Genomic DNA, 15,117 nt, shown 5'->3' with positions numbered 1-15,117 from the left:
TAAAATTGGTCGTTCAGACTACTTGTTTTTTGAACTTTACTTTCATTTGTGAAGCGACTAGAATAAAATAGGCGTTAAAGTAGTTTAGAAAAAGTGAAGGAGCGCTCTCTTGAACAAACATTTAGATAAGCTTTCAACCAAACAACAAAAAATTTTACGAATCACTACTCTGGGGGTAGTAACAGTCTTAGTGATACTTATAAGCAATTTGTATTTACAATGGTGCCAGAATAATCTTTCAGTTGATTTAGCCTTGAAATTTGCTTTTTCATGGCACACAGAAAAATTTTTACTTGCTTGTTTCGTATTACTTACTGTCTTCTTATTTATGGTCGCTTTCGCGGGTTCTTACTTATTTGGTCTGCTTTTTTATCTCGTAAGTATCGGTATATTAGGTTTTGCAAATTACTTGAAAATGAGCTATCGTCAAGAACCCATCTATCCAGATGACTTAAAGATGATCACAGAGTTCAATTTACTCAAAGACATGACCGGAACACCGATTTTTATTGGGTTGATGCTAATAGCGGCACTTGCCTTTGGTGGAGTGGTCTGGGCAATTGTCCGTAGTTTCAAAAAAGATCGAACATTCCAAATCTATCGTATCTTGACTTTAGTCATGACCGTTGCAATGATGGGCTATTTCAGTAACTTCAATAATCCCAATAATTTGTTGCGTAAAGCTTATAATCAAACGGCTTTGTGGATTCCTTATAGTCAAAAAATGAATTATTATAATACAGGATTCATTGGTGGCTTTTTGTACAATCTAAAAGTTGAACCGATGGAACGACCAGAAGGTTATTCAAAAGAAAAAATCAATGAAATCACTGAAAAATATCAAGCAATCGCAGACGAAAAAAATCAAACGGCAAGCGATGAGCAGCCAAATATCATTTATGTGATGAGTGAAAGCTTTTCTGATCCAAGTCATCTAAATGGTGTCACGGTGACCGGTGATCCCTTAGCGGATTATCGTGAAGTGGCAAATCAAACCTATAGTGGGCGAATGCTTTCGCAAAATTATGGTGGTGGAACAGCAAATATTGAGTTTGAAGCCTTAACGGGTCTATCCATGGCATTATTCAATGGTCAAATGACCACACCATATACGATGCTCGTTCCCAAGCTGGATCAATTACCATCGCTTGTTTCCACGCTTAATGCACAAAACTATCGAACAACGGCGATCCATCCTTATAATACATCGATGTATAAACGTGAAGATGTCTATCAGACGCTAGGGTTTGATACGTTTATCAGCGAGGGAAATATGACTTACACCGATACTATTGATAATAATCCATATATTTCAGATGAGTCTGCCTATAAAGAAATTTTAGACTTATTAAAAGATGAGGAAACGCCTCAGTTTGTCCATCTGGTCACGATGCAGACCCATATGCCTTATGCAGGCAAGTATTCGCAATTAGATTTTTCGGCTACAACAGAAGATGATACTGGAACAGACACACTCAACAATTATTTGCAAGATATTGCTTATAGTAGTCAAGCATTGAAAGCATTCACTGAGGCGCTGAAAGATACTCCAAGAAGAACGCTAGTCGTTTTTTGGGGAGATCATTTACCAGGGATCTATTCGGACGAGATCAAAAATAAAAATGAGAAACAAGCCTTACATCAGACAGAGTTTCTCATGTTCGATACAGCAGGTGAGTTAGAGAAACGTGAAACCAATGATGCTGTCACTAGCCCTTTTTATTTTGCAGCGAATCTTTTAGAACAAACGAATCAAAAGACCACTGGTTTTTATCAATTACTGCTTGAAATGGAGTCGGCTATTCCCGCGTTTGAACGAGAACTGTATTTTCAAAATGGCCAATGGGGAAAAGAAGCACAGTTGAATCAGGCGCAAGAGGAAGTATACGAGGCGTATCGCTTGATCCAATATGATCTAGTTTCAGGAGAACAATATAGTTTAGATGCAGGATTTTATGAAAAATAAACGATAAAAATAACATTTTATTGATGTAATGACTTGTTTTCTACTAGAATAAACAGGTAAAATAGAGAAAGAAAAAGAAGAAAGTAGGAAAACCTATGTTACCGAATCTCGGTTATTACGTGCAGACAGTCGATAAAATCGTGAAAGAAACAGAAGCAATCGGCGAAACGATGCACCCAAAATATGAAAAAATCAGAGAAGCAATCGATCAAAAGAAAACAGCTGAACTAACGCAAGCCGAGCTTGTTGAGACGGTTGAGTTATTTGATCAAGGTACTGAAAAATATCGTAATATGCTAAAGAAAATCAGTACGTTGCGTCCACCAGCCAAAGTAATGGGTATCCATAAGAACTTTGAAAAAGCCTACAAAAATTATGTAGCTGGTTGTGAAGAAATGACTCAAAGCATCCAACCAGAAAAAGGCATCGATGCTGAACAATTTGATGCGTCAGAAGCAAAACAAGACCAAGCGACAGATGATATTTCCGCAGCGATCCAAAAAATGACTAACTTATTGATGAAATAATCAAAAAGCCGAGACGACTGAGAATAGGTTTCCTATTCTCGATCATCTCGGCTTTTCATTTATTCTTGTTGCTTTTCTTCATAAAGAGAAGAAATCGTAGTGTACCATTCAAAAATGTGAGAAATCAATACTTTCGCTGCGGCATAGACAGGTATCCCTAAAATCACACCGACCACACCAAATAATTTTCCAGATGTTAATAGGACAAGTAAAATCGTCACTGGATGGATCGACAACTGATTGCCAAGTACAAGTGGCGAGATCAAACGGCCTTCGATGGTTTGCTCTAAGGCGAAAACGATCAATACTTTGACCAACATGATTGGTCCTGCAACGATGGCTAAAAATACCGCAGGGATCATCGCTAAAAATGAGCCTAAGTAAGGGATCAAGTTCAAGAAACCGGCAATGATACCTAAAGTGACAGCATAATCTAACCCAATGATCGCAAATCCGATCATAAACATGATTGCAACCGCAAAAGCGACAGTCAACTGTCCTCGAATATATGAAGAAACCTGATCATTCATCTCACCTAAGACTTTCAAAGTGGGGACTCTCATCCGAGTAGGTAAGAATTTCACCAAATAAGGCGCTAATTGTTTCCCATCTTTCAACAGATAAAACAAAATAAACGGCATCGTCAATACGGCAACAACGATCGTAGCTACAGCACCAACAAAACTACCTAAACTTTGAACCGTGCTTTTCGATAGATTTTGTAAAATATCACCAGCAGAATTCATGAATTGGTCGCCTGTATTTTCCAGTTGCTCTCTGAATTGGCTGAATAGTGGATCACGAAAAATCTCGGTTAATTTGTCATCGATGGTCTCGACGTATTGTGGAAAATTGCTGACAAAGCTGACGGTTTGTTCCTGGATTTTCGGAATGATCACTACACTTCCCCAGACGATCAAAGCGACTACAAGTATAAATAAACCGATGATGCTGTAGAGCCTTGGAATCTTTTTCTTTTCAAAATAATCGACGACAGGATTCATCAGGTAATATAGAATACCCGACAGAATGATCGGTAAACCAACGATTGCTAGAAACTGCCAAATTGGTTCAAAAAGATAAGAAACTTTCGTAAACAAGAAAACGATCAGTAAGACCAAAAGAACGACTAATAAAGCCGTGACTACTTGATTATTCAAAAACCAACGCCAAAACCATGAAACAGGTTTGATTTTTCTCTTTTTATCCTCTTCCATTAGTTCACCTGCTTATAATCGATGGTCGTGCCAACAGCGATTTCTGGTAGTTGATAGGGGGACAAATAGATTCCATTGACGATTCTGTCACCTGCTGGTGGTTCTTCAAAAACTAGAGTCACATGACCAACCGTTGTTAAGTTTTCATTGGCCAAAGGACCAACATGTTCGATAGTATATTCTTGCTGATCAAAAGAAATTTGATCACCTTGATTAAGTGAAAAATTCTCTTTTGTACTAAATTCTTGAATGATCGTATAGTCACGCAACGCGGATGTTGCCGACTGATCGAATAAAATCAGCATAGGTTCCTCTGAATTGATTGCTGAGGTGCCAATTTCTGATATCGTTGCTTGAGTCATCTCATTTCTCTCCTTTACTCCTAAAAAATCAATGATTCTATGGTTACAAAAACAGTATAACATATTCTCTTTGATTAACGTCATGAATGGATGTATGATAGAATAAATTAGAATTCTTAATTTGAGGAGGATCAAAATGATAAAAAAAATCATTCTAGGAACATATACAAGACGAAAAAGTGAAGGGATTTATCAAATCGAATTAGATACAGATAAAGGAACTTTAGAGAATCTAACATTAGTTGCTAAAGAAAATAGCCCAACGTATGTGGCAAAAAGTCAGGCAGGCAATCTGTATTCAGTAACCAGTGTTGATGGCTTAGGTGGGGTAGCTGCATATGATGATTCTTACAATTTTTTGAATGCGGTAACAGAAGCAGGCGCACCTTTGTGTTACGTGACAGTCGATGAGCAACGCCAACTGGTTTATGGAGCAAATTATCATAAAGGGGAAGTCAATGTTTACCGTATCACTGAAGACGGTAGTTTAGAGGCGACAGACGCAGTCTTTCACCAAGAACCGACTGGTCCACACAAAAACCAAGATCATGCCCATGTCCATTACACAGACTTAACACCTGACCAACGATTAGCGGTCTGTGATTTAGGAACTGATCGTGTGTACACATATGATGTAGATGAAAATGGTAAGTTAGCTTTAAAAGCTGTATTAGAAGTAGAGCCAGGAACCGGCCCACGTCATTTAGTTTTTCATCCTAATAATCAATTCGCCTATTTGTTTGGTGAGTTAGACAGTACAGTTCGTGTTCTTTCCTATGATAAAACAACAGGCGAATTCAAAGAAGTACAAAAAATCAGTACATTGCCTGAAGGATTCACCGAAGAAAATGGTGGTGCCGCCATCCGTATTTCAAACGATGGACGTTTTGTCTACGCATCAAATCGGGGACATAATTCGATTGCTGTATTTGCTGTGAATGAAGAAGGTTCACATGTAGAACACGTACAAACAATTTCAACTGAAGGAGATTTCCCAAGAGATTTCGCCTTAGATCCAGAAAATGATTACGTGGTATCTGCCAACCAGAATACGGATAATCTTACCTTGTATAAACGTGATGCTACAACTGGAGAATTGACATTGATCCAAAAAGACATCTATGCACCTGAGTGTGTCTGTGTTTACTTTGATTAAGGAGTAGTGACATGAATAAAGAAGAAGTGTTAGACCGTTTACGTGAAGAATTAGAGATTCCGTTTTTTCAAGGAAAAATCGAAGACAAAGAGTATAGTGAAGAAGAATACCAAAAGATCAAAAATGATTTGATCCAGTATTTTGATGACTATGTTCGTAATGTTGAAAATTAAAGAAGGAAATATAGCCTAGAGTAAAATGATTTCTATCTTATCTTGAACCAACACGCTAGCATGCCAAAGCTGTTTAGTGGGATAAAAATGGGGGACGTATGAAAGAGTTGAAAATGATTTTTAGTGCGTTTCTTTTGTCGCTACTTTTAAACTGGGGCTTATCCTATCTATTAAATCGTCCATTCAAATGGTGGATTACTTTAGGTATGTTCATAGGATTCTCCATTGCTTATTTAGTTGGTTCAAGAAAGAGTTCAAAAAACAAATAGATGTTTTTTGAACTCTTTCTTTTATTAACATCTGATTTCAACCAAAGTTTATTTTGCGTAAGACTATAGTAATATTCCTTGAAATTAAGAGAAGGAGCAACAGTAAATGAGTCATCTAAGATGGTTTTCTGGTGGAAACGATCGACGTAATAGAGCAGAAACAATCATTAATGAATTGATAGCTGATTTAGCGTTAGACCTTGGAAATGAATCTCTTAGAGAGGTTTTACAAGCTTATCTAGAAAAATTACAAAATGATGGAGCATCAGTGCCGTTCATTCTAAGCCGTATGAATTTAGATATATCCGATGCATTGAAAAAAGCTGGTGTATCTCTCAACGAGTATCAATCCGAAAAGCTACATGAACTGATGGCTATTTCTAGTATTAGATATGGTTATTAATTACTTTAAGCGTCGCCGAACAGCCACTTTACAACAAATAAAAAAGGATTTCACGAACATTCGCAATGAATGTTTAGTGAAATCCTTTTTTCTTTTCTCAATATTTTTAGAGAAATGTTTATCTAATAGTGACTAGAAGTCTTTACCAAATGCAGTTGCTTTATCTAAAGCAGCTTGCATCAATTCTTCTGCACGATCAGGTGTATAGTCGATCCCTTCGATAAATAATTGGTCGACTTGTTCAATACCGACAAAATTCAAGATTGCTTTTACATATTGAGAAGCAAAATCTTGACCATTGTAGATTCCGCCGTTTGATTGGATGTGTAGTGCTTTCTTACCAGTAACTAAGCCAACAGGACCATTTTCAGTATACTTGAAAGTTTTACCAGCAACATTGACAGTATCAAACCAAGCTTTTAATTTTGTAGGAATGTTCAAATTCCATAAAGCATTGGCAATAACGATTTTATCTGCTGCTAGGAATTGCTCTGTCAATTCATTGAAACGAGCAATTTTTTGTTGTTGGTTTTCAGATAGACTAGAGAAATCTGCACCTGCACGAAGCGCTTCCCATCCAGAAAGCAATTCTTCATCAATTTCTGGGATATCATCACGATAAAGGTCTAAAACAGTTACCTCGTCGTTTGGATGATTTTCTTTGTAGCTAGTTAAAAAACTAGTTAATGCGTTAACTGAACGTGATTCTTGTGCAGTTAATGGATGTCCTTTGATTACTAATACTGATGCCATAATCTCTCTCCTTTAGTCGTAATTGTTAACTTTACTGCTAACAATACCAGTTTACTTGAAACAGAAAAGGCTATCAAGTATTTTTACTGATAAAAAGTAAGTTATTTTCCAGTACGATCAAAGAGGACTAGTTAATTCACGATTTTCAAATAGTTTCATGTTGTCAACGACATAAGTCGCTTGCAGACCATTTTCTATTAGGTAACTAGTAACTTCTTGTGCTAAATGATTCGCTGCCCCAACAATATAATACTGTTTTTTTGTATCAAGATTATTTAATTGAGCGGATAAACTGGTAATAGGAATGGATATTGAATGACTTAAATGTTTTTTTATATACTCGTTCGTTTTACGGACATCTAAGATCACTATATCCCTTTTTTGATAGACGAAATAGAGTTCGTGGACGGTGATTGATTTGTTCATGGCATTCTTCCTTTTTATATAATGATCCTATTTTAGATGCATAGAATAGTAGAAACAAATCTTTTTACTCGATTTATTCTTTTTTTAATAATTATGAAAAAAGAATGTAAATGACTTGCAAAACAATCGGATGGTGTTATAATGACAAGGTGTCATATGACAGAGTGTCATTTTTATGTGGGGAGGAATCAACGATGCCGACACAGACTTTTTTTCATCTACCTGAAGAAAAACAGCAAAGACTTTTAGAAGCTGCCAGGGTCGAATTTTCAAGAGTGCCATTGAATGAAGCTTCGATTGCACAAATCGTGAAACTTGCGGGGATCTCTAGAGGTAGTTTTTATCAATATTTTGAAGATAAAGAAGATCTTTATTTTTATTATTTTGAAACCGTTCGTAGTGATAGTACAAAAAATATGATCCAACTAATCAAAGAATCGAACGGAGACTTATTTATCGGTTTTGAACTTTATTTTGGGAAAATGATTCGAGATATTCTAGAAGGTGAAAATGCCGCGTTTTACAAACATCTTTTTATGCACATGGATTACCGTGCCTCACGAAAAGTCGTGCCGCATCCACAAGGACATCGTCCATCACCACATAAAAATCATAAAAAAGCGTCCAAAGAGTTGATTGGTTTGATTGATCGTTCCAATCTTAGAGTAAAAGATGACCATGAAATGGAATTATTGTTTCAGTTAGTCATGAGTACACTATTTACAACGATTGCTCATGCCTATAAATCATTTTCAACCTCTGAGGAGTATTCTGTTGAACAAGCCATTGCAGAATTCAATCTAAAACTGTCATGGATAAAAAATGGCGCTTATAAATAGAAAGAAGGGGAACGAATGCTAAAAATTGTCAAACGAATTTCATTGACCTCAGCAATCGCTGCAACGGTTTTTATGATTATTCAAGTGTTAGCAGATCTTTATTTGCCAACGTTAACATCTAATATTATTGACAAAGGCGTAGCAAAAGGTGATGTCGACTATATTTGGCAGACGGGATTTGTCATGATCGGATTTTCTTTGATCAGTATTTTAGCCGCCATTGCCAATACGTTTTTTGCTACACGAGAATCTCAAAAGTTAGGAAAACAATTACGAACAGAAGTCTATCAAAAAGCCGAAAATTTGACGAAAGACAAATTCGACAAGTACGGAACAGCTTCATTGATCACTCGTACAACGAATGATGTGACGCAGATCCAATTGGTGATGCAAATGTTTTTACGGATGATGATCAATGCGCCGATCACTCTTGTTGGGGCAAGTATCCTTGCTTATCAAAAGGACCATCAACTGACAAGGATTTTCTTAGTCGTGATTCCTGTCATGATCATTTTGATCGGTGGTATCATGTATTTTGCTGTTCCGCTATTCAAGAGTATGCAAAAGAAAACGGACCGCTTAAACCTTGTTTTTCGTGAAGGATTAACCGGTGTACGTGTCATCAGAGCGTTTGACAAAACACGTTTTGAGGAAAATCGTTTTGATTTAGCGAATAAGGATTATACAAATACGGCAATCAAAGTCAACACGATCGTTGCATTGATGATGCCAATGATGACGTTGATCATGAGTGGGACGAACGTAGCGATCACATGGTTTGGTGGGCACTACATAGCGGATATGACCTTAGAGGTCGGAAATCTGATTGCTTTCATGACTTATGCGATGCAAATTTTGATTAGTTTCATGATGTTATCAGCGATCTTTATCATGGTTCCTCGTGCCCAAGCTTCGGCTGATCGGATCAATGAAGTACTTGAAGAAGACGCAGGTATCGTTGACCCAGAACAACCAGAAACGGTTGCTTTAGCTGGAAAAGACGCAAGTTTGTCATTCAAACAGGTGAATTACCGTTACCACGGTGCAGAAAAACTAGCGTTGGAAGATATCAACTTTGAAGCTTCATCCGGCGATATCGTAGCTATCATTGGTGGTACTGGCTCAGGAAAAACGACTTTAGTGAATCTGATCCCACGTTTGTATGATATTGAATCGGGCGAGATCGCGATCAATGGAACGAGCATCACTGATATGACGCAATATAACTTGCGTGAATTGATGGGATTTGTTCCCCAAAAAGCTGTCCTTTTTTCTGGAACGATTCGTGAGAATATGCAATATGGGAAAGAAGACGCAACAGATGAGATGATTTGGAAAGCATTAGAGATCGCCCAAGCAAAAGACTTTGTTTCTGAAATGGAAGATGGTTTAGATAGTCATGTCGAACAAGGTGGCGGAAATTTCTCTGGTGGACAAAGACAGCGATTAGCTATTGCGCGTGCCTTAGTAAAAGAAGCCGACATCTATGTCTTTGATGATTCATTCTCAGCACTAGACTTCAAAACAGATGCGAAACTCCGTCAAGCACTAAAAGAAAATATGACAGAAAGTATCACCGTTTTAGTGGCGCAACGAGTAAGTACCGTCATGGATGCAGATACGATCTTAGTATTAGATGAAGGAAAACTTGTTGGAAAAGGAACGCATAAAGAATTACTAGCAACAAATGAAACATACAAAGAAATCGTCAACTCACAATTGAGAGAGGAGGATTTAGCATGAGTAAAGGAAACAATCGATCTCCTCAAGGACCAATGGGTGGGGGACCAGGACGTAACATTGGTGCTAAAGGAGAAAAACCAAAAAACTTTTGGGGCACTGTTCGTCGGTTATTCGGCTATATGTCTAAGCGTTTAGTAGCGATCATTGCTGTATTTGTCTTAGCGATTGCAGCTGTCGTCTTCCAAATCCAGACACCAAAAGTATTAGGGAAAGCAACCACAGAAATTTTTAACGGTGTGATGCTTGGCGCAAGACAAATGCAAGAAGGGCAACAAGTCACTAAATTCCCAATCGATTTTGACAAAATTGGTCAAATCATTGCGACAGTGATTGTTATGTACTTGATTTCTGCCGTGTTCAACTTCTTGCAACAGTTCATTATGACTCGCGTGTCGCAACGTACGGTATATGAGTTAAGACATGATTTAGAGACAAAAATGAATCGTGTGCCGATCTCTTATTATGATACACATACGAATGGGGATATCATGTCTCGAGCAATCAACGACATGGATAATATCGCCAGCACGTTACAACAAAACTTGACTCAATTTGTCACAAGTGCGGTCACACTGATCGGGGTCATCGTCATGATGCTATCCATCAGCTGGCAACTGACATTAGTGGCGTTGTTGATGATTCCATTGAGCTTGATCATCGTGATGATCGTTGCACCGAAATCACAAGTTTTCTTTGCGGATCAACAAAAGAGTTTAGGATTATTGAACAACCAAGTCGAAGAAACCTATGCTGGACATACGATCGTCCAAACGTTCAACCATACAGCAAAAGACCAAGCAGTTTTTGAGATTGAAAACCAAAATTTATATGCCTCTGGTTGGAAAGCGCAGTTTATTTCTGCAATCATCATGCCATTGATGAACTTCGTCAAAAATCTAGGGTACGTCTTTGTGGCTGTACTTGGTGGGATCAAAGTAGCCAATGGGAATATGGCATTAGGGGATGTGCAAGCATTCTTACAATATACGACGCAATTTTCTCAACCAATCACACAATTGGCAAGCTTGATGAATACGATCCAATCAACAGTCGCTTCGGCTGAACGTGTCTTTGAAGTCTTAGACGAAGAAGAGATGACCAATGAAAAATCTGGTTTACCAGTCGAAGAAAATACACCGTACAAAGTTCGTTTTGAAAATGTGCAGTTTGGTTATACGCCAAATCATTTATTGATGAAAGATTTCAATTTGGATGTGAAGCCAGGTGAAATGGTCGCTATTGTCGGTCCGACTGGGGCTGGTAAAACGACTTTGATCAATCTATTGGAACGTTTTTATGATGTTTCAGGCGGAAGCATTCGGTATGACGGTGTCGATACGAGAGATGTTTCTCGTGATGTATTACGTGCGCAATTTTCAATGGTACTCCAAGATACATGGTTATTTACTGGAACGATCTATGACAATATCAAGTATGGAAATGATGATGCAACGGATGAACAAGTGATCGAAGCTGCGAAAGCTGCCCATGTCGATGAATTTGTCCGCAAATTACCTGACGGTTATGATACGATCTTAAATGAAGATGCAAGCAATATCTCACAAGGTCAACGTCAATTGATTACAATTGCCCGAGCATTCTTAGCAAATCCAGATGTCTTGATCTTGGATGAAGCAACCTCAAGTGTCGATACTCGTACGGAGATTTTGATTCAAAAAGCGATGAACCGTTTATTGAAAAATCGTACAAGTTTTGTAGTTGCGCATCGCTTATCAACGATTCGTGATGCGGATAATATTATCGTGATGAACCAAGGATCGATCGTTGAAACAGGAAACCATGATACACTCATGGAAAAAGATGGGTTCTATGCTGATCTGTATAATAGTCAGTTTACAGAAGAAGCTTCATAATAAGATAAAATAAGTTATAATAATCTTTATAGGATTATGGGAAAGCGGCGTTTAAAAAAATAAAAAAGTTTTATCAAAGATTCGCCGCTTTTCTTACATATAGAATGATTTTCCCTTCCCATTCTGATAATTAGCTAAAAAATAAGACAATCTAAGAATTAATTCAACAAAAAATAAGATATTGCTTGAAAGAAAAGAGAAGCATCGTTAAAATAAAGCTTAACGTAGAGGGGAGCAAGAAATTATGAAAGTTTTTGATTTGGGGTCTACTACTTATTTGAAAAGTATTGCGATACGTGTAAAAGACCGTGATAAAATGATCGAGTTTTATAGAGACACGATCGGTTTCGATTTAAAGAGAGAAGAAAATGAATTAGCGATTTTCGGTACAGTAGAAAATGACAGCGAGATGTTATTATTAGAGGAAAGTCCACGAGCAAATGATCACTTTGGGGAAATCAAAAAGCTCAATCGCTTTTCTTTGATCATTCCGACATTAGAAGAAATGGCAGATGTGCTGTATCGCATTCGCCAAACGAATCAAACGATCGAAGAAGCACTGGAAAGTGATGGCAGAATCGGTATTTTAATGAAAGATCCTGAAGGCAATATGTTAGAGATCTATCATGAAGAGACTCACACTTCACAACAACAAGCGGTGGAACAATTAGACCAAGAAGCGCTATTAAGACAATCAAATGAACGCTTTAAGAAATTGTCTGCTGGTACTTATTTCCAAAAAGTCCACCTAAATGTACTAGATATGGAAAAGGAACGAGAATTTTTATCAGAGCTTTTAGGTCTGACTGTGCATAAAGAGGAAGAGAAAGAATTTATCTTGAATAAAGGTGATTTTCATGTAGGACTGACTCAAGCTGAGAGTCCAGTGATTGCCTTACCGACTGATGAAATCTTAGGATTAGACTTTTTGAAATTTGTTGTTGATCCAGAAAGTATGCAACGTCTGATTGCACATTTGAACACAGAAACGATCGATTTTTACATTGACAAAAAACAAAAAGTTTTGACTTTGTATGATGCAATTGGCATCGAATGGTGGTTCGTGGACGAAACAAAAGCAACTAATGTTATCCAATGAACAGTGGCTAGGATCAGTCGATTGCTCGACCGTTGGAAAAAGCAGGAAAAGTTCAGCTGATGCTGAAAGTTTCCTGCTTTTTTATGTCAGCCACTAAATACTGGGATAAATGAGAAAAACAATTGATTCTTATGGAAGAAAGAATTATGCTTGGGGAGCAAACAAGCATATCCAGAGATAAATAAGGAGAAACTATGTACGCTAAAACGAAAGAATATATACTAAAAAAAATGAATGAGGGATATTATCCAGGGGTCGTCGCTGCTTTTATGAAAGAGGATCAGATTGAAAAAGTGATCGCAGGTGATGCGCAGATCATTCCTACAATCAGACCAATGACCGAAGATTTGCTCTTTGATGCAGCCTCCCTGACAAAAGTGATTGCAACGACAAGCCTTGTCTTGCGATTGATCGAAGACGGGAAAGTTGAATTAGATGAACCTTTGCATACGTACTTGCCGACTTTTGAGAATCAAACGATCACGATTCGCCACTTATTGACACATACCTCAGACATCCAGACATTTATTCCTGATCGAGATCATCTATCACAAACAGAATTGATTGAAGCTTATTTGAAACTTCAACCAGGCGATCAATTAGGAATCGAAGTTCGCTATACGGATGCAGGCACGATTCTTTTAGGATTGATGTTAGAGGAGATTTTCCAGGAAGAGGCGGTCGAGCTTTTTGAAGAGCAAGTACTAGCACCGTTAGGAATGATGAATAGCTTATTCTTACCACGTCCTTCAGAACGGATCGTTCCGACTGAACAACTTCCTTCTGGTGAGGTGATCCATGGCTTGACACATGATCCAAAAGCACGAGTGTTAGCAGAACATGCAGGTAATGCTGGTCTATTTATTGATCTTGCGGATTGTGAGAAGTTTGTCCGGATGTATCTGCAATACGGAAAGTTAGATTCTGGTCATTTTTTGGAAGAGACAACTATCCGTTCCTTATTGGCTGATCATACGCCAACTGGTAAAGGTGGTCGCTCACTCGGATGGGATTTAAAACAAGATAAAAAGGATGGGCATCCATTACTATTCCATACAGGCTATACAGGGACATTTCTATTGATCGACCCAATCGATCAAGAAGCCTTCATCTTTCTATCCAATCGCCTACATCCAAACGATCATCGTGAAGAATATCTAAAATGTCGGGATGAAATCATTGAAATTTATTTACAAGAGAAAGCGTTACACTGAAAATAATGCTATAATAGCAATTGAAAATCGAGAGGAGTTTGACGTATGCAAGAACCATTATTTTTAAAACCTGTTTTTCAAGAAAAAATCTGGGGAGGCAGTCGCTTACGTAGTGTGTTTGGCTTTGATATCCCTAATGATAAAATTGGCGAAGATTGGGCGATCAGTGCGCATCCTCATGGCGTGAGTGTCGTTGAAAATGGTCCATTCAAAGGTTGGAAACTAGATGATCTATGGAAAGAACATAAAGAATTATTTGGTCATCCATCAGAACCAGTTTTTCCGCTATTGATCAAAATCTTAGATGCAGAAGATGATCTATCTGTCCAAGTTCATCCGGATGATGCTTATGGTATGGCACATGAAGGAGAGCTAGGAAAAACAGAGTGCTGGTACATCATTGATGCCGAACCAGGTGCAGAGATCATCTATGGTCATCATGCAAAAACACGTGAAGAGTTAGCCGAAATGATCCAAGATAGTCGCTGGGATGATTTATTGAAAAAAGTTCCTGTCAAAAAAGGTGATTTTTTCTACGTACCAAGTGGAACGATCCATGCAATCGGTAAAGGGATCATGATTTTAGAAACACAACAAAGTTCAGACACAACTTATCGTGTTTATGATTATGATCGCAAAGACGACCAAGGAAACACTCGGGAATTACACATCCAACAATCAGTCGACGTAACAACAGTACCAGCAAAAGCTCCTGAATTACAGATCAAAGAGATCCGTCAAGGGAACTCTTCGATCGTCACTTACGTAGAAACAGAATTTTTCAACGTCTACGAATGGGACATCAAAGGAATCACATCCTTTAAAAAACAAGCACCGTATACATTGATGACAGTTATTGATGGTGCGGGAGAATTGGTGATAGACAACCAAACATACCCATTAGAAAAAGGAACAAGTGCGATCTTACCAAGCGATATCACGGAGTGGAAAGTTCAAGGAGAACTTTCGATCATCGCTTCTGAGCCAGGAAAAAAATAATAAGATAAAACTGTCGTTGCTAGGTTCAGCGACAACAATAAAGCGTACCAACCGAAAATGGACTTGCTATTTTTGGTTGGTGCTTTTTTTTTAGATC

Annotated in this window: 16 protein-coding genes; 12 read left to right on the top strand and 4 right to left on the bottom strand. The window is 37.9% G+C overall.

From position 1 onward, the window contains the following. The first annotated feature begins 109 nt into the window (after window positions 1–109). Together EM4838_RS11765 and EM4838_RS11760 are read left to right on the top strand one after the other, a co-directional pair. Complete coding sequence (locus tag EM4838_RS11765; protein WP_071867843.1) at window positions 110–1,966, top strand: LTA synthase family protein; 1,857 nt, start codon at window positions 110–112, stop codon at window positions 1,964–1,966. Window positions 1,967–2,061: 95 nt separating this feature from the next. Further along, the gene (locus EM4838_RS11760; RefSeq protein WP_019723602.1) at window positions 2,062–2,493 is read left to right on the top strand and encodes a hypothetical protein; all 432 of its coding nucleotides are present in this window, start codon (window positions 2,062–2,064) and stop codon (window positions 2,491–2,493) included. A gap of 59 nt (window positions 2,494–2,552) precedes the next feature. Here EM4838_RS11760 and EM4838_RS11755 read toward each other — a convergent pair whose 3' ends face one another. Together EM4838_RS11755 and EM4838_RS11750 are read right to left on the bottom strand one after the other, a co-directional pair. Next, the gene (locus tag EM4838_RS11755; RefSeq protein ID WP_071867844.1) at window positions 2,553–3,710 is read right to left on the bottom strand and encodes an AI-2E family transporter; all 1,158 of its coding nucleotides are present in this window, start codon (window positions 3,708–3,710) and stop codon (window positions 2,553–2,555) included. Next, entirely contained in the window at window positions 3,710–4,072 is a 363-nt protein-coding gene (locus EM4838_RS11750; RefSeq protein ID WP_071867845.1) for a PTS glucitol/sorbitol transporter subunit IIA, read from the bottom strand. The genes EM4838_RS11755 and EM4838_RS11750 overlap by 1 nt, the downstream gene beginning before the upstream one ends. Window positions 4,073–4,208: 136 nt before the next feature. On the opposite strand from EM4838_RS11750, the gene EM4838_RS11745 reads away from it, so the two are divergent. From EM4838_RS11745 to EM4838_RS11740, 4 genes are all read left to right on the top strand, one after another. Further along, window positions 4,209–5,228, top strand: coding sequence for a lactonase family protein (locus EM4838_RS11745; RefSeq protein ID WP_071867846.1), 1,020 nt, complete (start codon window positions 4,209–4,211; stop codon window positions 5,226–5,228). 11 nt (window positions 5,229–5,239) lie between these two features. Next, complete coding sequence (locus EM4838_RS16625) at window positions 5,240–5,401, top strand: hypothetical protein (RefSeq protein WP_019724465.1); 162 nt, start codon at window positions 5,240–5,242, stop codon at window positions 5,399–5,401. A 98-nt stretch (window positions 5,402–5,499) separates the two neighbouring features. Beyond that, window positions 5,500–5,670, top strand: coding sequence for a hypothetical protein (locus EM4838_RS16725; protein ID WP_161325703.1), 171 nt, complete (start codon window positions 5,500–5,502; stop codon window positions 5,668–5,670). 106 nt (window positions 5,671–5,776) lie between these two features. Next, a complete protein-coding gene (locus EM4838_RS11740) occupies window positions 5,777–6,073 on the top strand; it encodes a bacteriocin immunity protein (protein ID WP_071867847.1) in 297 nt (98 codons plus the stop codon). A 132-nt stretch (window positions 6,074–6,205) separates the two neighbouring features. On the opposite strand, the gene EM4838_RS11735 is transcribed toward EM4838_RS11740, so the two are convergent. Continuing rightward, window positions 6,206–6,826, bottom strand: a complete 621-nt coding sequence (locus EM4838_RS11735; RefSeq protein WP_034686954.1) for an NAD(P)H-dependent oxidoreductase — start codon at window positions 6,824–6,826, stop codon at window positions 6,206–6,208. A gap of 117 nt (window positions 6,827–6,943) precedes the next feature. After that, entirely contained in the window at window positions 6,944–7,252 is a 309-nt protein-coding gene (locus EM4838_RS11730) for a rhodanese-like domain-containing protein (protein ID WP_071867848.1), read from the bottom strand. A gap of 194 nt (window positions 7,253–7,446) precedes the next feature. On the opposite strand from EM4838_RS11730, the gene EM4838_RS11725 reads away from it, so the two are divergent. From EM4838_RS11725 to manA, 6 genes are all read left to right on the top strand, one after another. Next, the gene (locus EM4838_RS11725; protein ID WP_071867849.1) at window positions 7,447–8,091 is read left to right on the top strand and encodes a TetR/AcrR family transcriptional regulator; all 645 of its coding nucleotides are present in this window, start codon (window positions 7,447–7,449) and stop codon (window positions 8,089–8,091) included. Between the two features lie 15 nt (window positions 8,092–8,106). After that, window positions 8,107–9,834, top strand: a complete 1,728-nt coding sequence (locus EM4838_RS11720) for an ABC transporter ATP-binding protein (RefSeq protein WP_071867850.1) — start codon at window positions 8,107–8,109, stop codon at window positions 9,832–9,834. Beyond that, complete coding sequence (locus EM4838_RS11715; protein WP_071867851.1) at window positions 9,831–11,708, top strand: ABC transporter ATP-binding protein; 1,878 nt, start codon at window positions 9,831–9,833, stop codon at window positions 11,706–11,708. Before EM4838_RS11720 ends, EM4838_RS11715 begins: the two co-directional genes overlap by 4 nt. Before the next feature lie 244 nt (window positions 11,709–11,952). Further along, window positions 11,953–12,807, top strand: a complete 855-nt coding sequence (locus EM4838_RS11710) for a VOC family protein (protein WP_071867852.1) — start codon at window positions 11,953–11,955, stop codon at window positions 12,805–12,807. Between the two features lie 194 nt (window positions 12,808–13,001). Next, the gene (locus tag EM4838_RS11705) at window positions 13,002–14,021 is read left to right on the top strand and encodes a serine hydrolase domain-containing protein (protein WP_071867853.1); all 1,020 of its coding nucleotides are present in this window, start codon (window positions 13,002–13,004) and stop codon (window positions 14,019–14,021) included. A 45-nt stretch (window positions 14,022–14,066) separates the two neighbouring features. Then, window positions 14,067–15,020 carry a mannose-6-phosphate isomerase, class I gene (manA, locus tag EM4838_RS11700; protein WP_071867854.1) on the top strand — a complete coding sequence of 318 codons (954 nt, stop codon included), beginning with the start codon at window positions 14,067–14,069 and terminating at the stop codon, window positions 15,018–15,020. Window positions 15,021–15,117 lie beyond the last annotated feature (97 nt).

Origin of the sequence: Enterococcus mundtii (genome assembly GCF_002813755.1) — a bacterium.
Taxonomy (GTDB): domain Bacteria; phylum Bacillota; class Bacilli; order Lactobacillales; family Enterococcaceae; genus Enterococcus_B; species Enterococcus_B mundtii.
The sequence above is the reverse complement of the archived record's forward strand: the minus strand, read 5'-3'. Positions and strand labels throughout refer to the sequence as shown.